The following is a 19,931-nucleotide window of genomic DNA, read 5'->3' as shown; positions in this document are numbered from 1 at the left end:
TCTGTCTATGCCTGATCGCTCTTTACCGTCACCGCTTGCTGCCCCATCTGCTCCCAACGGAGGCGGAACAGGTCACGGTCGTAGTGCTCTTGCTTTCCCGTATGCGGGTCATTGATCACGACGACCTCCTCGCCGTAGCCGACCAGCGTCATGCAGTGCTCCGGCGACCGCCACTGGATCATCGTGCCCGAGTCGTCGATGTCCTCCCAGAGGTCGGTCGGACGCGGCTCTTTCAACTCGATCGTCGCCCACACCACCACCGGGCGGCCTGCCTCGACATGAGCCAGCAACTCCTCGAAACTCAGCCCGCTCACATCCCACGCCTTCCTCGGAAGATACCCCTCCAGCGCCGCCGCGATCACCTCATGAAACGTCCCGTAGCTCTCCTTGTCATACGGATCGCCGATAAACGCCCGGTGGGGATTGCCCCCGACGAGCTTGCCGTCCCGCTCGAACGGGGTGGGCTCCTTGACCAGCCCGTCGGCCACCGCTTCCTTTGTCACGTCGACCCCGGCCCAGTTGAGCAACATCGTCAGTGCCGTCGCCTCACAGCCGGTGGGAAGTACGGGGTATTGGTAGAGGACGGGCACGCCCTCGATCCTCACAGTCATTCGCAACGACCTCCTTTTTAGGCTCTTTCGACGCAGCGGAAAAGGTGTCCTGCGAAAATTGTTCACGTTTCTTTCATCACTTACTAGCCACATCGGGCCATGCGCCCAACGCGACAGATGTTGTATGATGGGCGATATTAACAGGAAATCGACCATCGAGAGGGGATCGCACCGTGTTTCGACAGATGAATCGTAAACTGCATCGCTATGCAGGACTCGTGGTGAGCTTATTTTTGATCATGTGGGCAGTGACAGGATTTTTACTGCTGAATGTTCCTTGGTACCAAGAGGAAGCGACCGATTTGCAACACACAAAGATTGAAGTGCCGGCCAATCAGGCCGATTGGACTCTCTCTTACATCGGAACGCAGTTGGTCGCGACGGGGGAGTATACTTGGGAGGAAATTCGCTCCGTCTCCAAGTCGGGTGACAAGTTCAAAGTGTATGTATCGCGTGATCCCATTCTTCGACTGACAATCGATCATACCGGACAGATACAAGCTTTGAAACAAAGTCCGATCCTTGATCTCTTGTATGGACTGCATGTCGGGGAGTGGGAGAATCTGCAGTACGTGACGTTGCTTGAGGTCATCTCGGTTCTGACGGTCGTATTGGTGCTCACCGGATATGTGTACTTTTTCCCGCTTCGTCGACGGATGAAAAAGAAACAGGAAAAAACAGAGTAGCGAAAAGAGGCGTGGTTGGTCAATTGACCGACCACGCCTTTTTGTTTGTCAAAACGAGCATAAGAAGCGATGGCTTCAGGCACTGATGGGCTTTTTTTGTCGCGACAACAGCACGCATCCGACGATGATCAGCACGCCGCCGGTGATCGTGAACGCATCGGGGATCTCCGCCCAAAACAGGAAGCCCCACATCGCGTTGTACAAGATGCCGATGTAGCGGACGATCTCGACGACGACCGGATTTTCATGCGTGAACGCTTTGGTCAGGAAGAGCTGTCCGAGCAGGGAGACGACTCCGATGGCGAGCAAGAGCATCCAGTCGACCAGCGACGGCATCACAAATCCGTTCCACATGAACGGTATCGCCACCACCGTTGAGACGGCGAGGAAGTAAAACACGATCTCGTACGTGTGATGTTTTTGGCTCAGATAGCGGATCGACGTCGCCGCCCCGGCTGCCAGCACGGCACTGAGCACGCCGACCAGCGCGTAGACCGAGTAGGAGGAGTACTCGAACGGCTTGACGAGCAACAGCGCGCCGGCGATGAAAACCGGCAGGATCAGCAGCGTTCGCCGTGAGAGTTTTTCCTTGAGCAGCACGACCGACAGGATGAACACAAAGATCGGCGACATGTGCGCCAAGATGCTGGCATCGGTCAGCGGGATCTTGGAGATCGTGTAAAAGTAGGCGATCAGGTACAGCGCGCCCAGCACACCGCGCGTCAAAAGCATCGGGATGCCGGTGCGGGAAAACGGCACCCGGCTCGATCTCATGATAAACAGGATGATCACCGTCCCGATCAACCCTCGGAAAAATGCGATCTCCGCAGAGGGGATCGTCACGCTGACCTGTTTGACCAGCGCGTTCATGACACTGAAGACAAGCGAAGACAACATCGCAAACAGCACACCGTTTTTCATCAGCGAAGCAAAAGGACGCTGCTGCCCTGTGAGGCTCGACCCCGTTTTCATCATCTGCGAGCCCCCCGTTCCTGATATAGAGCGGCCACTTCGACCGCGGTGGTGTCTTCGAAGAGGTCCGGACGGAACTTTTCGCGACCTTCCGCTTCCATAAATTCGCGCAGCTTGGCCTCAAATAGGGAGATCAGCCGAGCCGTCTCCGGCATCGGGACGTTGACCTTTTCCCCGAGCCCGTGCAGCAGTTTGAGCCGCTTGTAGTCTTCGTACGGAATCCGGGGGATCACCCAGTTGCCGTCCTTGTCTTTGTGCACCTGCTTGTAAGGCACCGCCGAAAATTCAAAGTAGCGGCCCTGTTCATCCGGCTCCGAAAACGGATCGATCAAGATCGACGAGTAGCGAACGTACAGCAGATACTCTTGCTTGACCGGATCGAACGACTCAAACTGCTCGACATCGTCCCTGGACAGCGTCACTTCATGGACGGGGTAGTTGTCGTCGTTGAGAAACTTCAGCAAATTGAGCGGCTGCGCATCGAACGCTCGGACCAACGCCGAAACCTCCTCCCACAGCAACCGCATCGAGCGGATCACATGCTGCGTGATCGGACCCTCAGGGTACAATTTGTACATGTATTTCCTAGAAGGAACCGATTTGAAGATCTCCCCGAGCGAGAACTCGCTCAGGAACAGGGGAGGATGCACATACGTCGTGATGCTCCGGCACTCGGCCTCGATCGGATGACGCAACACCTCGCACTGCACCCCGACATTTTCCAAAAACGTCTGCACCGCCAGGGCAGATGTGCTTTCCTTCTTATTAGAAGCAACATACACTTTCCGCTTCAACCCTTTGATCGAAGACGTCAACAGACTGCCCGTCACCGACTCGCATTTCGTGGCCGCATAGTACGTGGAAAAGGAGATCACTTCAATCCGATCCCTTGCCTCGCCGAGGCGACTTTGCACCAAAAGATTCGATCCGATCCCAGGGGAGAGCAACAACACACGCTTCACAGCGTTCAACGAGTGAAGTTGCAACGCGTCAACGACCTCGATGTAGCTGTCACTCGGGGTGCAGACGATCACCGTCTCCCAGATATCGTCGATCTCGTCAAATCCTTCATAAAAGTGCATCAGCGTCGCTTCCGCAGCCAAGTGTTGAAACTTCTCCGCCTTTGCTTCCAGCCGGACCCGGTTGCCCGACCGCTCCAACTCGTGCAGGATCTGATCGGTGTGAGCGCCTTTGCGATTGGCCATCCCGAGTTGCCCGTGCCAGCCCCGCGAGACATCGACCGCGACGTGGAGTGCAGCCGGTCCAGCTCCGATGATCAGCGTGTTGCCAAACGATTGCTTCATTTAATAGACCTGCCTTTCTGTGACCGGATGCCGCTTTGGAGTCAGCACCACCGTGTCGTAGATGCTGTGCTCCCGCGTGATGCGGGTAAGGTTCCACTCGACGGACAGATCCTGTTCCAGCGGGTAGTTAAAGATCGATTTCAGTCCGTTGCCGTAGCGCACGGCGATCTGCACGTCGTCATTCACAACTGTTTTCAACTCTGCGAGCACCTCCAGTTTGTTCGGAACGAGAGACGCGACGATGATGTGGGTGGCCTCCCGCAGGAAAGCCTGCTCTCCTGCGGTGTTGCCGGAAAATGTGACGTTGGCATGCAGGCCGGAAGCGTCGGCGATCTGTTTGCCTAAATGCACCGCCTCCGCATCGATGTCGAGGCACATCACCTGCGCCCCCGTCTCCTTGGCGATGGTCAGAGCGGAGAGCGGAAAGGCACCCGAGCCGATAAAAAGCACTTTGGAACTGCCGTCGATGCCAAACTCTTCGACCTCTTGCTTGACCGTGCCGGAGAGGACGCCGATGTAGTCGCTGATGTTCAGCTCCTCGTTGCAGGTGCAGATCGACTGATATTTCTCCATGTCGCACAGAGCCTGCACCGATGTTTCCCGGAGATGACCGCTGTGCAGGCGGATCTCCTCGTGGTCTTCCCAGAGGCTCCATTGCTGGAGATTGTGTTCGCAGATCATGAAGCGGCTGAGTTGATCCAGTTTTTCTTGCAACAGTTCATAGCAGACGGAGTCAGCTTTTGAGTAGAGGTTCAATTCGTTGATTTCAAACGCCAGAGATTTGAGGGACAGCAAGAATTGATATTTCTCTTTCACGCTGGATGGCCTCCTTTGGTTAACGGACTGCGGCTGTCAGTTGTTTGGTATAGAGGTGCCGCTCTTCGCTCAAGATCTGATCGCTTGGGAACTGATCGACGATCCGGCCTTCCTGCATGACAAGGATGCGGTCGCTCATCATGCGGATCGAGACGATGTCGTGCGAGATGAAGAGATAGGACAGACCGAGCTGCCGTTGCAACCGTTTCAGCAGTCGCAACATCTGCGCTTGCAGTGAGACGTCGAGGCAGGAAGTCGGCTCGTCGCAGATCAGCAGGTCGGGACGCAGCGAGATCCCGCGCGCGATGGCGACCCGCTGTTTTTGCCCGCCGCTCAATTCGTGCGGGTAGCGGTCGAGGTGCTCGGGGAGCAGACCGACCATCTCCAGCAGTTTCGCAGCGGTCTCCCGTCTGTTCGGGCGTACGTCTGCCAAAAAAGGCGGGGTAACGTCCGGGTAATTGTCGAGCGGCTCAAGGACAGACCGCCAGATCGGCAGCCGTTGGTTGAGTGCGGCGTGCGGGTCTTGAAAGACGACCTGGACCTGTTTGCGAGTCTCGCGCAGAGCTTTGCCGGTCAATCCGTTGAGCGGCACACCGTGCACATACATCTCGCCGCTGTCGGGACGCTCCAGTGACAGCAAGAGGCGGGACAAGGTGCTTTTGCCGCTGCCGCTCTCCCCGACGAGGCCGAGGCATTCGCCTTTGCGGATGTGAAAGGAAACATCTTGCAACGCCTGTACGGGGGCTCCTTTTGCTGTCGAGTAGGTCTTAGACAGCCGGTTCACGGTCAGCAAGGGACTCGACTCCATCGACTCCTTCGTGTCTTTCACTCGACACCACCTCCTCGTTTTCCCAATCCAGCCCCGCGTCGAGATCTGTCAGCAGCGGCCGCGCATGCAACAGCGTCTGCGTGTACGGGTGACTCGCACGGCGGCGAATCATCTCCGTCGCCTCGCACTCCACGATCCGCCCGTCTTTCATCACGGCGACCGTATCGGCCCGTTTCATCACGTGGCGCAGGTCGTGAGAGATCAGGAGCACCGCGCATCCGACCTGCATCTGGAGCTCGGCCAGCAGATCGAGCACTCGCTCGCCGGTCAGCACATCGAGCGCCGTCGTCGGCTCGTCGGCTACAACGAGCGCCGGACGGAGCATCATCGCGGCGGCGAGGGCCGTTCGTTGCCGCTGACCGCCGCTCAGTTGAAACGGGTAGGAGTCATAGACGCGCTCCGCAGGCAACGCGACTTGATCCAGCCATTCCAGCGCCAGATCTTTCGCAGTCGCCTTGGACAGGGAGTGATGCGTGCGGATCATCTCGGTCAACTGTTTGCCGATCTTCCGAAACGGGGTAAAGCTTCCTTGATAATCCTGAAAGACGCAGCCGATCTGCGAGCCGAGCAGACCCCGTCTTTTTTTCTCCGTCCAAGCCAGCACGTCTTCGCCTTGAAAGCGGAGGCTCCCGCTGCCGATGTGCAACGCGTTTGGCAGCAGGCCGAGTACCGCGCCGGCCGTCACGCTTTTCCCGCTGCCGCTCTCGCCGACCAGTGCCAACATCTCACCGGGATGGATCTGAAAGGAGACATCCTGAATCAGCGGGATACGATCCTTCCCTCGCTTGGCAAGGGCCTGCACGCAGAGAGCTTCCACTTCTACGATCGGTCTCATGCCGCGCACCTCCTTTTCATCGGCTCCGCACGTCCAAACGGTCGCGCAGGCCGTCGGCGATCAGATTGCAGGAGATGACGACCAGCAGGATCGCCATCCCCGGATAGATCATCAACTCGGGCACCGTCTGAAAATACGGTCGGCCGTCGTTGAGCATCGCACCCCATTCCGGTGTCGGCGGTTGTGCGCCGAGACCGAGAAACGAAAACATCGCGATCAACATAATGATCTTGCCGATATCCAGCGCGGCCAGCACAAAGACAGGGGAGAGGATCTGCGGAATCAGATGCCGCCGCATCACCGTCCACGCGCTCCCGCCGGCGACTCTCGCCGCCAGCACATACTCTTTTTCCCGCTCGGACAGCACGATGCTGCGGACGACGCGAGCGTACCCCATCCATTTGATCGCGACGATGGAGAGCAGCAGATTGGTCAGATTTGGACCGAGAAATCCGGCGACGGAGATCGCGACCACAAACTCCGGCAAAGCGCCTGCGCCGTCGACGATCCGCATCAGGATCGTGTCGAGGCGACCGCCGACATAGCCGGACAACAGGCCGACCGGGATGCCGATCACCGCCACCGTGACGATCACGACAGCCGCGAGACCGAGCGTGATCTGCGCGCCTTCGACCAGGCGGGAGAACAGGCAACGGCCGAGATGATCGGTACCGAACGGATACTGCCAGCTCGGCGGTTGGAGCCGCTCCGACATCTGCACCGTCAGCGGGTCGTTGGGCACGATCCACGGACCGAAGAGCGTCAGGAAGACCAGCAGGGTCAGCAAGGCGATGCCGAGCGCGGTCATCGGGCTCTGCCGGATGCTGTGCCAAGTGTTCACGCGGCTTCCCCCTTTTCATAGCGAATTCTCGGATCGAGCCAGCCATAGCTCAGGTCGACGAGCAGATTGACTGCCACCACAAACACCCCGATCAACAGCACATAGCCCTGTATCACCGGATAATCGCGTGCAAAGATCGCCTCCACCGCGAGGCTCCCGAGCCCCGGCCACGAAAACAGGATCTCCACGACGACCGTCCCGGCCAGCAGATGTCCGACGCTCATGCCGAACACCGTGACCACCGGCAACAGCGCGGCCCGCAGCGCATGCAGAGTCAGCACCCGCCACTCCGCGATCCCTCGCGCTCTGGCCGCTCGGATGTACTCCTGCGACAGACTGTCGAGCAGCCCGGCCCGAAGCAAGCGGGCATACACGGCGGCAATCGCGAGGCCGAGGGTGAGGGAGGGCAGGATCATGTGCCGGAAGCTCCCCGTGCCCATCGTCGGCAGCCAGTTCAATTTGTAGGAAAACGCATAGATGAGCAGCAGCCCCATCCAAAAGCTCGGAACGGAGGAGCCGATCAACGCCAGCAACCGGCTGAGATGATCGGGCAGCCGACCGGGATATTTGGCTGCCAACAGCCCCAATGGCACGGCGATCGCCATCATCACCGCGATGCCGCCGAGTGCCAGTTGAAACGTGCCCGGCACGCGCTCCAGCAACATCTCCAGCACGGGGCGTTTGGCCAGATACGAGTCACCGAGATCGAGATGCAGCACGCCCCAGATCCAGGAGGCGTATTGCTCGTGGATCGGGCGGTCAAATCCGAGTTGGCTGCGCAGCGCGGCTTCTTCCGCCTGCGTGGCAGCGATTTGGTCGATTTTCAGCAACGTCAGCACCGGATCGCCGGGTGCCAGTTTCATCAGGAGAAACGTGAACGCCGAGAGGAGAAAGAGGACGAACACCAGTTGCTGAAGACGAGCTGTGATCAATCGCAGCATGCTACTTCACGTCGAGCTTGTTCGTGAGGATGTAATACTCTTCCGGGCCCGGCTTCCAACCGGTGACGCGCTGGTTGACGCCGACGAGCAGGTTCGGATAGACGGCGTAGGTGTGCAGAACTTCCAATTTGATCACCGAGACGGCTTCCTGCGTCAGAGCGATCCGCTGTGCGATGTCGCTGGTGGCGTTGAGTCGATTCACGACCTCGCTCAGTTTCGGATTGGAGATGCCCGCCGCATTGACCGACCCGCCCGGCATCAGGGCCGAGTTGAGGAAATAGCCGCCGTCCCCGCGCGGTGCGGACAGGTTGCTGTAGGTGGCGAGATCCCAGTCTTTGTTTTCGCGCAGATAGGTGTCGGCGTTCTCGACGTTTTTGATCGTGACGGCGACGCCGATCTTGGCAGCGTCCGACTGGATCAACTGCGAGATCAAGGGGAGTTCCGGGCGGGCTTTGTACGTGATCAGCTCCAGAGTGAGCGGCTGGCCGTCCTTGGTCAGCTTGCCGTCGGCGCCGGTCTGGAAGCCTGATTGCTGCAACAAGTTTTTCGCTTCGTCGAGGTTTTGCTGTTGCACCTCGTCTGTGCTTCCGAACGGCAATCGCGTGTTGAACGGTCCGTTCGCCGGCGTCGCGTGTCCGAGCATCACATCTTTGGCGATGGAGTCGCGGTGGATCAGCAGATCGACCGCTTTTCGGACGCGGATGTCTTGCAGCAGCGGCTTTTGCTGGTTGAACAGCAGGAAGTGCGCCCGCAGCGACGGCACCGATTCGACGCGCAGGTCGCTGTCTTTCTGGATCGCCGCAACCGTCTCGGCCGGGAGTTGGGTGGCGATATCCGCTTCTTTCGATTGCAGAGCCAGAGCACGGACGTTGCCGTCTTCGTTAAATTTGAACACGACCTCCTCCAGTTTCGCAGGTCCGTCCCAGTAGCTCTCGTTGCGCTCCAGCAGGATCTCGGAGTTCGGCGTGAATCCTGTCACCTTAAACGGACCGGTGCCGACAGGAGCTTTGTTAAACGCTTCCGTTCCCATTTTTTGCTCGGCTGCCACAGAGATCACCGACGTGTACGGATTGATCAGCTCCGATGGGAGAGACGGGTGCGGATCGGACGTGACGATGGTCAGCTCTTGACCGTTCGCCTCCATCGAGACGATCTTGAGCGCTTTGCCGATCGTCTTGCTGGCTTTCACTGCGCGTTCCAACGACGCTTTGGCAGCGGCCGCATCCAGTGTGCTCCCGTCGGAGAAGGTGACACCGTCACGGATCGTAAACACCCAGGTCCGGTTGTCTTTCGTCTCCCACTTGGTCGCCAGCCACGGTGCGACCTGCAACCGGTCATCCAGCCGCACCAGCGTCTCCGTCACACCGGCCCGCAGGACAGCCCACTCGTTGTGCGGGTCGAGCGATCCGCTCTTGAAGTGATAGAGCAGCGTCGCTTTTTTCTCACCGGCGGCCACGCTCGCCACTTCGCTTTGGCTGCTGCAACCGCTCAAAGTGACAGCCGCGCTCAACACGAGGGCAACAAGTAATTTGTTCAAAACGATCAACCCCTTTTAACTAAGTAAATCGTAACGATTCCTATTTGCATGATAGCATGGCAAAAATATCCCGTCAACGGGAGAAGGAACAAGGAAGATTTTCACGGCTGTCGAAATATTCTAGTAAATAAATGTACCGAAAAGGAGATCTCACCATGTTCCAACACTGGACCACTCCCTTCCGCCGGGAAGCATCCGGCGAGTCGGTGATGAATCATCTGCGCGCGATCTGTCAGCATCATCGCATCCAAGCCTCGCCGGGCTATCGCGACGCGGCGAACTACTGCCTCGAACGCTTGCTTACATACGGCCTCGACGCCAAAATCGTCCGCTACCCGGCCTCGCCGGACGTTTATTTCGGCAACTGGCGCTCGTTCCGCGAGTGGCACTGCCGGGAAGCGGAGCTCACCCTGATCGCTCCGCATGAAAAACGGCTCGCCAGCTACACGCACAACGAGATGACGATCATCCAGCGCAGCACCGCCACGCCGCCGGAAGGGATCACGGCGGAACTGGTCTGCATCGACAGACCACTTGACGATGCGAGCTATGCCCAAATAGACGTGCGCGGCAAAATCGTCTTGGCCACCGCACGTCCGAAAGACCTCTTTGAAATCGCGGTCAAAAAATACGGCGCGGCCGGGATCGTCTCGGACTTCATGGTCTCGTTCCCGCCGGTGCGCACGCCGGAGGACCTCTACGACGCAGTGCAATACATGTCGTTCTGGTGGCATGCCGACGAAGAGACCGGGTTCGGATTTGCCGTGTCGCCACGCGTGGGACAGGAACTGCGCGACCTATGCACCAAAGGGACGGTCACCGTCCACGCTCGCGTCGATGCGGACCTCTACGAAGGCGAACTGGAAAACGTCGAAGCGTTTATCCCCGGCGAGACCGAGGAGGAAGTCCTGCTCGTCTCCCACCTCTGCCATCCGAAACCGGGTGCCAACGACAACGCGTCCGGCCCGAGCACGTTGCTGGAGACGGCCCGCATCCTCGCCCGCCTGATCCGCGAGGGCAAGGTGCAAAAGCCGCGCCGGGGACTGCGCTTCCTGCTGATGCCGGAGATGACCGGCACCCACGCCTACGTGCAAGCCTACCCGGAGCGCGTGAAACGGACGGTGGCCGCGCTCAACCTCGACATGGTCGGCGCCGACTACCGCAAAGGCGGCGGGCCGCTCACCGTGGAAAAGCCGACCCGCGCGCTGCCGTCGTTTGTCGGAGAGCTGGCTTACGCGATCTACAGTGAACTGGCGGCAGACGCAGGCTCTTTCTCCGGCGGGGCCCGCTACGCCACGTCGCCGCACGTCTTCACGCCGTTCTCCGGCGGCTCCGATCACTACATCCTCGCCGACCCGAGCGTCGGCATCCCGACCCCGATGATGATCACGTGGCCGGACAAATACTACCACACCGACGCGGACCGACCGGAGCACATCGACCCGGCCCTGATGGAGCGCGTCGCCGCCACCGCTGCGACCTACCTGCACTGGATCGCCAACGCCGAACTGCGCGACATCGTCTCGCTGGCAGGGCGGATGACCTCGCTCTTCGCCGGGGAGCTGGAGCGCGTCATCGGTCAGTTTTGCGACGGCGAGTTGGCGTTTTCGCAGGCGGAGGCCCGGCTCCAATATCTGCACAAACGGCAAAAAGCGGACCTCGCCTCGCTGGCTGTCCTCGTCCGCCCGGATGACCTCGCCGCGTGGAGAACTGCACTCGACCGGCACACGGCGATGCTGGAGAGTCATCACACCTTCCAGCAAGGCGAACTGCACATCCTGCACGAGTGCGGTCACGACGGCAAAGAAGAGCCGGCCGCGTCTGTGCACGACGACCCGCTCCTCGATCAGATTTTCATCCGACGCTTCTCAGGTCCGATCGCCCTCGACGGATACCTCGACCGCCTGACCCCGGAAGAAGCGGCGGCGTGGAAAGGGGCAGAATCCCGCTGTGCCGCACCGGGCCTGCTCCCGACCCTGTTGCAATATTGGCTGGACGGCACCCGCACCCTGCGCGAGGTGATCACCGCCGTCGAGTTGGAATCGGGTGTGGCAGACACGGAGTATGCGCTGGCATTCGTCCGGCTGCTGAAACGTTTGGATCTGGTCAAATAAAAAGAAACGCCGGCAGAGCCCCGCAAAGGCCCTGCCGGCGTTTCTTTTTATTCTTCCGACAGTCGCTTCACCGCGCTGGCCAACATCCGCCGGTACGCTGTTTCCAGTTCCTCTGACAGATGTCCGCGAACGGCACGGTCGACTCGTTCCAAATTGTCGATCAAAAGCGCAGGCAACATCCCGCGCGATGTGAGAATGCCGTTCAACCAAACCGCATAATCAATAAAAAATTGATCATTTTCGAGTACGAACGCTGTCTGTAGATGTTTCAGGTGGTGCATGTTGTCTTCCCGGCACTTGTCCTTGCCGCCCTCCCCGTAGCGGGTCAGCAGTTGCGGATATGCAGCGTAGATGTCCTCGGTGATCGCCTCGATGAGCGGCACCGGGTCGAACGGGAGTTGCACGTCCTTCATCAGTCGGCCACCACCCGGTAGCGCAGCACGGTCGGCTTGATGGCGGCCAGTTCTTGATCCGGGTACTTTTTCTCCAGATCGTGGATGCGCTTGAAGTCGCTGCTCTGCACCCACGCGATGTAGTCTTCCTTGCGTTCCCACATCATCTGCACGGTCAGTTCCTCTTCATCCGTCTCGCTTTGCAACAGGTGGAACGAGTGAAATCCAGCCGCTTGATCGACCGAGCGGGAGCGATTTTGGTAAAGACCGATCACTTCTTCCACTTTTTCTTTCGGCACGCGGACGATGGAGTGTCCAATATACATGGACACATCCTCTTTATTTCGATACAGTAAGTATGGAATGTAACATGGCTTATTTCAACGGAATCATTATAGACACGGCGATCAAAAAATCGCAATCTTCACGTATAGAGACGGACACGTGTTAACCACTGGAGGGATCTGATATGCCTTGGGACGACCGGGAAGGCCGCGCTGAAGTGGCGGTGGAAACGAACGGGGCAGTTCGTGTGGTCGGCATCGGCGCATCGGCCGGGGCTTGGAAGCGCTGGAGCAGTACTTCGAACACGTGCTGCCGACGACCGGCGCTGCTTTTGTCGTCGTGCAACATCTGTCACCGAACCACAAGAGCCTGATGAGCGAACTTTTGGCTCGACGCACGAGAATGAAAATCAACGTCGCGGAGCACGGCATGCGGATCGAACCCAATCAGGTCTATCTGATTCCGCCGCAGAACTTCATGTCGATCAATCAGGGCACGCTGTTGCTCAGCCCCTACGTCCCGGATCAAGGCATCAACCTGCCGATCGACGCTTTTCTGTCGTCGTTGGCCGCCGAGAGGGGACGGGAGGGGACGGGATGCGGCAGATGGTAGGCGATCGACACCGAGATCCCGATCACATCCGGCTTCCATTTCGCCGCTTTGGCGATGGCGTACTCGAGCGGCAGGTCCGGGCCGAGGAACTGCACCTCCCAGCCCGCTTGCTTGAAGAGCAGGGAGACCATCTTGATCTCGAGATAGTGCCGCTCGCTCTCCAAACAGAAAAACATCGCCCGCCCCGCCGGTTTGGCCGCGAGCGCCTGACCCGCCTCAAGGAACAGCGACTCACAGTACGTGAGCACCACATCACACACCGACGTCGCCAAATGCTCGTCGGCCACCGTGATCTCATTTTGCTCCCAAAGCGTGCCGATGTGCTCCATCGCTTTGGTGATCACCTGATCAAAAATATACAAACTGTTGTGCCCCGCCTGCTGCGACGTCATCACTTCCGCCCACGCCGCCCGCTGATCGCCAGCCAACAGATGGTTTGCGAATCTTTCCACTTCAAATGACATGATGTTGCACCGCCTCTTCCAGTGGAATGGGTAGATGGTTCTTATTATAGCGGAGATTGCGGCAGGGAGGGGTAAAAGTCGAGGCACCGGGGCCGTTGAGGTCAAAGTATTGCTCTTCACGGAAGACTTTGCGGCCAAAAGCGTCATAGGCGTAGGACACGTAGGTGCCGTCCCGGTAGCTGACTTTGGTGAGGCGGTTGTCGTCGTCGTAGGCGAACGGCTGTCCGTACTGCTGATTTGCGTACAATCAAAATGATAAATCTTTATACGGATATTACATGGGTTGTACGTGTTATTGGTTGAATGATGGGCTCATTCGATACTGGGTAGCCCCCACGAAAAAAAGAAACCTTGAAAGGCATTGAGCCAATCAAGGTTAGATATTTATTCACTCATAGTCTCTAGATTCTTCGCAGACTTGTAAAAATCATTTTTCACCTTATACAAGAAATCTGCCAATTGGTTAGGGTCTTGCTCGTTATATCCCTCAATAACCCATCCCAAAGTCTGTGAGGGTACGTTGAGCCAAGGGGGGCTTGACTTCGGTATAAAAAATACCGTCAAGTCCTCATCCTATTCATGATTAATAGCCCAAGCCAAGAACTCAATTGTGCGCCACCCTTCAAGGGATTGTTCAACATCAAACTTTACATATCAAGTTCCTTCTTCCCATTGGCCGGGCAATGGGTTAGGATGCCCGCCACAACTACCTAAAGTCCGAATGGCTTCAAATGAATTTAGTACATTTACTAGCCCCTTTATGTTAGGGTCTAGATCATCTTGTTATTTCCTTATAACTTCATCCGTTTAAATTCCTCACCTCTCATTTCCCCTTCTTCCGATATTAAATTTATCACCTTGCAGGAGGTTGCACAAAATTATTGACATACCTCCTATTAAGCCCCTGAAGTCATTTTGAGACTCATAGCCTTTTCCGATATAGTAGAAATCATCGGAGGGGATCAACATGAAAAGAACTCGTTACACCCTGGAGTTTAAACAAGCGATCGTGAAAGAGGTACAGGAAGTCGGCAATGCTGCACAAGTAGCGCGTCGTCATGAGCTCAAATCGGATTTGGTCTATCGTTGGGTCAAGCAGTCCAAGCATCAAGATTTCCAACAAACGCGACCTGAGGCCAAGAAGGTCGGAGTCTTTGTCCCAACAGTAGACGAGTTCCGAGCCATCGAGGAGGAGAACGATAAGCTCAAGCGCATCCTCGGTGAAAAAGACATTGAGATCGAGATCCTGCGTGACCTTGTAAAAAAGGTCGACCCAACCTATCGCAGAAGATAGAAATCGCCGACAAATGGATCGGGTTGGGATATGCGGTTCGCACTGTATTGCGGATTGTCGGTGTCTTAGAAGCGACGTGGTACGCGCGCAGGAAGCGTGCACAAGAGGAAACAAAGTCGAGAGTGCATAACGGCGGCCGTCCACAGCCAGGCTATTCTGTCACGCAGGATGGGAAACGAATCAGCGACGAACAGATCAAAGAGTGGTTGCTAGAGGCGGTGGCCGGTGACGGGAACGCATATGGATACCGAAAGTTAACTGTGCATTTGCAGCGAGAACATGCTCTCATCATCAACAAGAAGAAAATCTACCGACTCTGTCAAGAACTCAATCTCCTGCGCCCGCAACGTAAAATCAAAACCAAACACCCGCGGAAAATCGCGAGCAATCGTGAAGTAACCTCCTCGAATCAACTCTGGGAAACGGATGTGAAATACGGATACATCGAAGGAGAGAATCGTTTCTTCTTCCTCCTCTCGATCATAGACGTCGGAGACCGATCTATCGTGGATTACTACGTAGGAACCAAGTGTGAGGCAAGCGATGCGGTGGCCCTGTTGCAGCGTGCATTGTGGAAACGAAATCAATTTGAGGGAGACCATCGTCCCAACATTCGAACGGACAACGGCCCTCAGTTTATTAGCCACGCCTTTGAGTCTGCCTGTGTGGAGTTTGGTGTCGAACATGAGCGCATCCCACCCAAGACCCCGAACAAGAACGCCCACATCGAGTCGTTCCATGCCGTCTTGGAAGATGAACTCTTGAGCAGGTCTGAGTTTGAGACCTTTGCTGAGGCTCATGAAGCCATCATGGAATACATGAAGTTTTACAACAATCGGCGAATTCATGGAAGTCTTTACGACCTGTCACCAAATGAGTACCGCGAAGCTGTTCGTGCCGGAAAAATCAAGCCTCTGGTTGTGAAGTTGTAAAGGTGAGAAAATTTACGGGGAAACATACGAAGTTTGTGAGAAATGAAGGATAAGGCTGATAGACTCAAGATTTAGGGTGTTGAACCGCCTCTTTCTTGAAGGAACTAAGGGTGTATGAAAGGCAAAACCTTCTCAATGACGTTATGCCTTTAGAGAATGTAGTATTCTCTGAGCCACCTTTACCCCAAAATCATATTGATTGGATTCCAATTTCGTAAACCTTATTTCTTCTAATTCGTTGATGATGTTCTGCTTGACATCCTGGATCTCTTTGGGGAAGTTTGCCGTATCCAATCTGCTTTGGAATTCTTCCAGGTCGAATTCATGGCTAATAAACTTCTTGATGATTTCTATCAGTTTTTGTGATTCATTTCCCACATCTGTCACCTACTTTGTTATTACGGTAACGACGGTCCCATATTTATTCGTAATCACTTGAAGAGAACCAGATACATAGGACAAATTTCCATTCTCTTGAACTATGGGAGTCGAATTTTGTATAACATCCTCAACATAATTAGGAGAAACACTTCTACCGTAGTCGTTCGTTTTACCGTACCCACCAGCTTGGACAATTTGTGACTCCCCCGAGTATCTCTTTCCACTTGGTTGCAATCTATCAACCGCATGTCGCGAATACAGCCTGACACCTATTTGAGCATAGTCTTGCCCATCAACCTTCATTTTGGGATAATCTGCCCAACTCCCCCACAATACTTTAGCTCCTGCACCACAATCCTTACTCGAATTGTGCGTCCACACTTCCAACTCCGACACGAAGTATGTGTGGTAGTCCGCGACGCTGAAGTTGTAGACCTTTGTCGGCTCGTCTACCTGCTCAATCTTCTCGACCGCCGCCGTCGTGCCGGAACTGGTTTCCATCTTGTCGCCGATGTGGAGGTCTTGTGTTCTGACCCAGCCTACGTTGTGGATGTAGAAGGGGTGTTCGGCGGTGGTGGTGAGGGTTTCGTTGCCGATGGTGATCCGATACACGTCCGGTGCGATGCGGGTGAAGAGCTCCTCGACTTCTTTGTAGTCAAGGTCGCCTGTCACGTCGTTTTTCGAGAGCACTTTGTCGCCGACTTGGATGTCTTCGATGTTTTTCGGACCTTCGTCGGTAGCGACTTTCGTACCCGCCCCGAAGCAGCGGCCGCAGGAAAGGGCTCGTGAGACGTCGGTGAGGTCGTCGGTGTACCTGCTCGTGTCGAGGGCGACGTCGGCGACTTTTCCGGCTGTTTTTAAGCCTGTTCGCAAGGCTCCTGAGTTGAGGCTAAAGGCGGAGACTCCCGCTGTGACTCGGTCGAAGGTGGAGAGTTTTTCTCCGGTGATCAGGTCGATGCCGAGGGTCGCTTCCAGTCCGGATTTGATGTTGCCGACGACCGGGATGAAGTCCACGCCTGTCGAGAACAGTTGCGGGATGATCTTTTGGATCTCATCCGGGGTGAATCCTGCTGCTGCCAGCAGGTCGGCGGCGCGTTTCGCGACGTCCATCCAGGCGGGCGGGAGCGGGGTCGGGTCGGGGTCGACCGGGTCTGGGTTGGGCGGGGTGTAACCGCCGCCTCCACCACCACCGCCACCTCCACGTGGCTCCCAGTTGTCGGGGTCGGGATCGTAGCCGCAGTGCAGGACGCCGTCGTCATCTTCGTAGCACGGGGCGTGGCCGGATGGGTCGGTGATGTTGACCGGGTTGTTCAGGGCATAGGCGTAGCGGTTCAGCGTCTGCGGCAGGTCTTGCAGGCCCGCCCACGTGTCTTTAGTGGTGAAACGGGCTTCTGCCGGACTGTACCAGCGGGCGCTGTAGTCCATGAGGCTCGCTTTGATGTCGTAGCTCTTGCCGGTCAGACCGACGTTGTTGTACGGGGTCCACAGTTGGGTAAACACACCGCCGAATGCGTCGTAGCGGTACTTCAGCACTTCGCTGCCCAGATGGTCGGTCAGGTCGTTGACGTTGCCCATCGCGTCATAGTGGTAGAAGAGCTGATGACCACGGTCTCTCAGGTTGCCGAGGTAGCCTTGGTCTTTGCGGCCGTGGAAGCCGAACATTTTGCGGGAGACGATCTGGTCGTCTGCGCCCCATTCGTTTTAAGTAAAAGAAACCCCTCTTCATAAAAAAAGGATGGTTGATAAAACAACCATCCGAACAGCATTAATACTCTAACAACCTTTCTACTCCAACATTATTCTTTAACAAATCATTCAATGTTGGTGCAAGGTATTCCGCTTCATCAATGTCCAAGTTTCCGAACCCAGTGACATAAAGCCCAAATCCTGATTTACCACTCAGGTAAAATAACCCTCTGCCGCCTTCATCATCTCCAATAGCAAGTGAGTGTGGCATATACATGTGAACATTGTGCGCTTCATTTAGTTCAATGCATCTAGATGGACCCCATATGCGAAGATACATACTGCTATCCACATTTATTTCAAGATCAGTTGCTTGCTTTACAATCTCCGCGTACTCACTTGGCACGTCAATTGGTGAAATTGCACGGAGTTGGTTCAATTCCTCCTCTGTTGCTCCCAACTGTTTTGATTCTACTACAAACCTGCTGCTTAAATCATTGTATATGTCCATTAGAAATCTACCCTCCCATATGGGACATTGAGCTTATCTAGCATTCTATACTGTTGATCTAGAACCCCCTGAATAGTTTGCCGAGAAAAACCTGCCCGAGAAAAATCTTCAACAATATAGTGTAATTCGTCTTGCAAAGTCGTACTCCACTTCCCATTTCCTACAGCAACCCGAGCACTCCTCCTTGCATTTTGTGCGTTACTAATTGAGGTGTGTGGGAGTCCTTTTCCAGTCTCGATAGTTACTGTCGGCGCAAGTTTTGGATCATAACCATATTGTTTAAGATTATTACTTGCCCATTCTTGTTGTAATCCATGGTGTGATTGCAGTAGACCACCATTTGGTCCAGTTCCTTTTGGTCTCGGCATTGAATCTTTATGTTTACTGTTATAAAGTACATAATTCGTCTCAATCCCACAATCCGAACTCGAATTGTGCGTCCACACCTGCAACTCCGACACGAAGTACGTGTGGTAGTCCGCGACGCTGAAGTTGTACACCTTCGTTGGCTCGTCTACCCGCTGGATCTTCTCCACCGCCGCCGTCGTGCCGGAACTGGTCTCCATCTCGTCGCCGATGTGGAGGTCTTGTGTTCGGACCCAGCCTACGTGGTGGATGTAGAAGGGGTGTTCGGCGGTGGTGGTGAGGGTTTCGTTGCCGATGGTGATCCGATACACGTCCGGTGCGATGCGGGTGAAGAGCTCCTCGACTTCTTTGTAGTCAAGGTCGCCTGTCACGTCGTTTTTCGAGAGCACTTTGTCGCCGACTTGGATGTCTTCGATGTTTTTCGGACCTTCGTCGGTGGCGACTTTCGTACCGGTTCCGAAGCAGCGGCCGCACGAGAGGGCTCGTGAGACGTCGGTGAGGTCGTCGGTGTGCCTGCTCGTGTCGAGGGCGACGTCGGCGACTTTTCCGGCTGTTTTTAAGCCTGCCCTCAGTGCCCCTGAGTTGAGGCTGAAGGCGGAGATTCCCGCTGTGACTCGGTCGAAGGTGGAGAGTTTCTCCCCGGTGATCAGGTCGATGCCGAGGGTCGCTTCCAGCCCGGATTTGATGTTGCCGACGACCGGGATGAAGTCCACGCCTGTCGAGAACAGTTGCGGGATGATCTTCTGGATCTCCTCCGGGGTGAATCCTGCTGCTGCCAGCAGGTCGGCGGCGCGTTTCGCGACGTCCATCCAGGCGGGCGGGAGCGGGGTCGGGTCAGGGTCGACCGGGTCTGGGTTGGGCGGGGTGTAACCGCCGCCTCCACCACCACCGCCTCCGCGGGGTTCCCAGTTGTCGGGATCAGGATCGTAGCCGCAGTGCAGGACGCCGTCGTCATCTTCGTAGCACGGGGCGTGGCCGGACGGGTCGGTGATGTTGACCGGGTTGTTCAGGGCGTAGGCGTAGCGGTTCAACGTCTGCGGCAGATCTTGCAGGCCGGCCCACGTGTCTTTGGTGGTGAAACGGGCTTCTGCCGGGCTGTACCAGCGGGCACTGTAGTCCATGAGGCTGGCTTTGATGTCGTAGCTCTTGCCGGTCAGACCGACGTTGTTGTACGGGGTCCACAGTTGGGTAAACACGCCGCCGAATGCGTCGTAGCGGTACTTCAGCACGTCGCTGCCCAGATGGTCGGTCAGGTCGTTGACGTTGCCCATCGCGTCGTAGTGGTAGAAGAGCTGGTGACCACGGTCGCGCAGGTTGCCGAGGTAGCCTTGGTCTTTGCGGCCGTGGAAGCCGAACATTTTGCGGGAGACGATCTGGTCGTCAGCGCCCATGTAATATTGGGCGAGCGGATCGCCCGCTCCGGTGTATTCGTTGAGCAAGGTCGCGCCGTCGTAGAGGTAGCGGGTCTGCTCTTTTTTCAGGTGGTATTGCTTGATGGCTTCTTCGTGGCCGGTCGGGGTGC

At 56.4% G+C, this 19,931-nt stretch carries 20 protein-coding genes; 4 read left to right on the top strand and 16 right to left on the bottom strand.

What is annotated here, in order from left to right; all coding sequences use genetic code 11:
* Nucleotides 1–5 precede the first annotated feature (5 nt).
* Nucleotides 6–611 carry a C39 family peptidase gene (locus tag OS242_RS13645; RefSeq protein ID WP_267152238.1) on the bottom strand — a complete coding sequence of 202 codons (606 nt, stop codon included), beginning with the start codon at nucleotides 609–611 and terminating at the stop codon, nucleotides 6–8.
* A gap of 173 nt (nucleotides 612–784) precedes the next feature.
* On the opposite strand from OS242_RS13645, the gene OS242_RS13640 reads away from it, so the two are divergent.
* Nucleotides 785–1,297 carry a PepSY-associated TM helix domain-containing protein gene (locus tag OS242_RS13640; RefSeq protein WP_267152237.1) on the top strand — a complete coding sequence of 171 codons (513 nt, stop codon included), beginning with the start codon at nucleotides 785–787 and terminating at the stop codon, nucleotides 1,295–1,297.
* A gap of 75 nt (nucleotides 1,298–1,372) precedes the next feature.
* Here OS242_RS13640 and OS242_RS13635 read toward each other — a convergent pair whose 3' ends face one another.
* The 8 genes from OS242_RS13635 to nikA are packed head-to-tail and all read right to left on the bottom strand — an operon-like array spanning nucleotide 1,373 to nucleotide 9,372.
* Nucleotides 1,373–2,272: a DMT family transporter gene (locus OS242_RS13635; RefSeq protein WP_323372949.1), complete on the bottom strand. Its 900-nt coding sequence runs from the start codon at nucleotides 2,270–2,272 to the stop codon at nucleotides 1,373–1,375.
* Nucleotides 2,269–3,573 (bottom strand): opine metallophore biosynthesis dehydrogenase, encoded by a 1,305-nt coding sequence (locus OS242_RS13630; protein ID WP_267152236.1) that lies wholly within the window; start codon nucleotides 3,571–3,573, stop codon nucleotides 2,269–2,271. The genes OS242_RS13635 and OS242_RS13630 overlap by 4 nt, the downstream gene beginning before the upstream one ends.
* Complete coding sequence (locus tag OS242_RS13625; protein ID WP_267152235.1) at nucleotides 3,574–4,389, bottom strand: nicotianamine synthase family protein; 816 nt, start codon at nucleotides 4,387–4,389, stop codon at nucleotides 3,574–3,576.
* 19 nt (nucleotides 4,390–4,408) lie between these two features.
* On the bottom strand, nucleotides 4,409–5,197 hold the full coding sequence (locus tag OS242_RS13620; protein ID WP_267152378.1) for an ABC transporter ATP-binding protein: 789 nt from the start codon (nucleotides 5,195–5,197) through the stop codon (nucleotides 4,409–4,411).
* Nucleotides 5,157–6,053, bottom strand: coding sequence for an ATP-binding cassette domain-containing protein (locus OS242_RS13615; protein WP_267152234.1), 897 nt, complete (start codon nucleotides 6,051–6,053; stop codon nucleotides 5,157–5,159). Before OS242_RS13615 ends, OS242_RS13620 begins: the two co-directional genes overlap by 41 nt.
* Nucleotides 6,054–6,069: 16 nt before the next feature.
* Entirely contained in the window at nucleotides 6,070–6,894 is an 825-nt protein-coding gene (gene nikC / locus OS242_RS13610; RefSeq protein ID WP_267152233.1) for a nickel transporter permease, read from the bottom strand.
* Nucleotides 6,891–7,835, bottom strand: coding sequence for a nickel ABC transporter permease (gene nikB / locus OS242_RS13605; RefSeq protein WP_267152232.1), 945 nt, complete (start codon nucleotides 7,833–7,835; stop codon nucleotides 6,891–6,893). Before nikB ends, nikC begins: the two co-directional genes overlap by 4 nt.
* 1 nt (nucleotide 7,836) lies before the next feature.
* Entirely contained in the window at nucleotides 7,837–9,372 is a 1,536-nt protein-coding gene (gene nikA / locus OS242_RS13600; RefSeq protein ID WP_267152231.1) for a nickel ABC transporter substrate-binding protein, read from the bottom strand.
* Between the two features lie 155 nt (nucleotides 9,373–9,527).
* On the opposite strand from nikA, the gene OS242_RS13595 reads away from it, so the two are divergent.
* Nucleotides 9,528–11,486: a DUF4910 domain-containing protein gene (locus OS242_RS13595; protein WP_267152230.1), complete on the top strand. Its 1,959-nt coding sequence runs from the start codon at nucleotides 9,528–9,530 to the stop codon at nucleotides 11,484–11,486.
* A gap of 47 nt (nucleotides 11,487–11,533) precedes the next feature.
* Here the strand turns inward: OS242_RS13595 and OS242_RS13590 are convergent, their stop codons facing one another.
* Together OS242_RS13590 and OS242_RS13585 are read right to left on the bottom strand one after the other, a co-directional pair.
* A complete protein-coding gene (locus tag OS242_RS13590; protein ID WP_267152229.1) occupies nucleotides 11,534–11,899 on the bottom strand; it encodes a hypothetical protein in 366 nt (121 codons plus the stop codon).
* Nucleotides 11,899–12,204 carry an antibiotic biosynthesis monooxygenase family protein gene (locus OS242_RS13585; protein WP_267152228.1) on the bottom strand — a complete coding sequence of 102 codons (306 nt, stop codon included), beginning with the start codon at nucleotides 12,202–12,204 and terminating at the stop codon, nucleotides 11,899–11,901. The genes OS242_RS13590 and OS242_RS13585 overlap by 1 nt, the downstream gene beginning before the upstream one ends.
* A gap of 235 nt (nucleotides 12,205–12,439) precedes the next feature.
* Here OS242_RS13585 and OS242_RS13580 point away from each other — a divergent pair, with 235 nt between their 5' ends.
* Nucleotides 12,440–12,775 (top strand): chemotaxis protein CheB, encoded by a 336-nt coding sequence (locus OS242_RS13580; RefSeq protein WP_267152227.1) that lies wholly within the window; start codon nucleotides 12,440–12,442, stop codon nucleotides 12,773–12,775.
* Here OS242_RS13580 and OS242_RS13575 read toward each other — a convergent pair.
* Entirely contained in the window at nucleotides 12,688–13,239 is a 552-nt protein-coding gene (locus tag OS242_RS13575; RefSeq protein WP_267152226.1) for a cobalamin B12-binding domain-containing protein, read from the bottom strand. The two genes, OS242_RS13580 and OS242_RS13575, sit on opposite strands and share 88 nt — an antisense overlap.
* Nucleotides 13,229–13,486 carry an RHS repeat domain-containing protein gene (locus tag OS242_RS13570; protein WP_267152225.1) on the bottom strand — a complete coding sequence of 86 codons (258 nt, stop codon included), beginning with the start codon at nucleotides 13,484–13,486 and terminating at the stop codon, nucleotides 13,229–13,231. The genes OS242_RS13575 and OS242_RS13570 overlap by 11 nt, the downstream gene beginning before the upstream one ends.
* A 720-nt stretch (nucleotides 13,487–14,206) precedes the next feature.
* Between OS242_RS13570 and OS242_RS13565 the strand changes: the two genes are divergently transcribed.
* Nucleotides 14,207–15,465 (top strand): IS3 family transposase gene (locus OS242_RS13565; protein ID WP_267152224.1). Its coding sequence is split into 2 segments (ribosomal slippage): nucleotides 14,207–14,516 and nucleotides 14,516–15,465, totalling 1,260 coding nucleotides; the frame shifts between segments, so codons are not numbered across the junction.
* A gap of 387 nt (nucleotides 15,466–15,852) precedes the next feature.
* Here the strand turns inward: OS242_RS13565 and OS242_RS13560 are convergent.
* The 3 genes from OS242_RS13560 to OS242_RS13550 all read right to left on the bottom strand — a co-directional run.
* Nucleotides 15,853–17,508, bottom strand: a complete 1,656-nt coding sequence (locus OS242_RS13560; protein WP_267152223.1) for a polymorphic toxin-type HINT domain-containing protein — start codon at nucleotides 17,506–17,508, stop codon at nucleotides 15,853–15,855.
* Between the two features lie 103 nt (nucleotides 17,509–17,611).
* On the bottom strand, nucleotides 17,612–18,043 hold the full coding sequence (locus OS242_RS13555; RefSeq protein ID WP_267152222.1) for an SMI1/KNR4 family protein: 432 nt from the start codon (nucleotides 18,041–18,043) through the stop codon (nucleotides 17,612–17,614).
* Nucleotides 18,043–19,931, bottom strand: a 1,889-nt coding sequence (locus OS242_RS13550) for a polymorphic toxin-type HINT domain-containing protein (RefSeq protein ID WP_267152221.1), incomplete at its 5' end; no start/stop codon positions are given. The genes OS242_RS13555 and OS242_RS13550, both read right to left, overlap by 1 nt.

It is taken from the genome of Tumebacillus lacus, assembly GCF_026410385.1.
In the GTDB taxonomy this organism is placed as follows: Bacteria; Bacillota; Bacilli; order Tumebacillales; family Tumebacillaceae; genus Tumebacillus; species Tumebacillus lacus.
Note: the sequence above shows the minus strand (reverse complement) of the source record. Positions and strands in the feature narration are given on the sequence as shown.

What these genes read in the sequence shown, in the direction of transcription:
- OS242_RS13615 (WP_267152234.1), bottom strand. Translation starts at nt 6,053, where the DNA reads ATGAGACCGATCGTAGAAGTGGAAGCTCTCTGCGTGCAGGCCCTTGCC.
- OS242_RS13635 (WP_323372949.1), bottom strand. Translation starts at nt 2,272, where the DNA reads ATGATGAAAACGGGGTCGAGCCTCACAGGGCAGCAGCGTCCTTTTGCT.
- OS242_RS13560 (WP_267152223.1), bottom strand. Translation starts at nt 17,508, where the DNA reads ATGTTCGGCTTCCACGGCCGCAAAGACCAAGGCTACCTCGGCAACCTG.
- OS242_RS13585 (WP_267152228.1), bottom strand. Translation starts at nt 12,204, where the DNA reads ATGTATATTGGACACTCCATCGTCCGCGTGCCGAAAGAAAAAGTGGAA.
- OS242_RS13620 (WP_267152378.1), bottom strand. Translation starts at nt 5,197, where the DNA reads ATGGAGTCGAGTCCCTTGCTGACCGTGAACCGGCTGTCTAAGACCTAC.
- OS242_RS13595 (WP_267152230.1), top strand. Translation starts at nt 9,528, where the DNA reads ATGTTCCAACACTGGACCACTCCCTTCCGCCGGGAAGCATCCGGCGAG.
- OS242_RS13555 (WP_267152222.1), bottom strand. Translation starts at nt 18,043, where the DNA reads ATGGACATATACAATGATTTAAGCAGCAGGTTTGTAGTAGAATCAAAA.
- OS242_RS13590 (WP_267152229.1), bottom strand. Translation starts at nt 11,899, where the DNA reads ATGAAGGACGTGCAACTCCCGTTCGACCCGGTGCCGCTCATCGAGGCG.
- OS242_RS13575 (WP_267152226.1), bottom strand. Translation starts at nt 13,239, where the DNA reads ATGTCATTTGAAGTGGAAAGATTCGCAAACCATCTGTTGGCTGGCGAT.
- nikB (WP_267152232.1), bottom strand. Translation starts at nt 7,835, where the DNA reads ATGCTGCGATTGATCACAGCTCGTCTTCAGCAACTGGTGTTCGTCCTC.
- OS242_RS13630 (WP_267152236.1), bottom strand. Translation starts at nt 3,573, where the DNA reads ATGAAGCAATCGTTTGGCAACACGCTGATCATCGGAGCTGGACCGGCT.
- OS242_RS13645 (WP_267152238.1), bottom strand. Translation starts at nt 611, where the DNA reads ATGACTGTGAGGATCGAGGGCGTGCCCGTCCTCTACCAATACCCCGTA.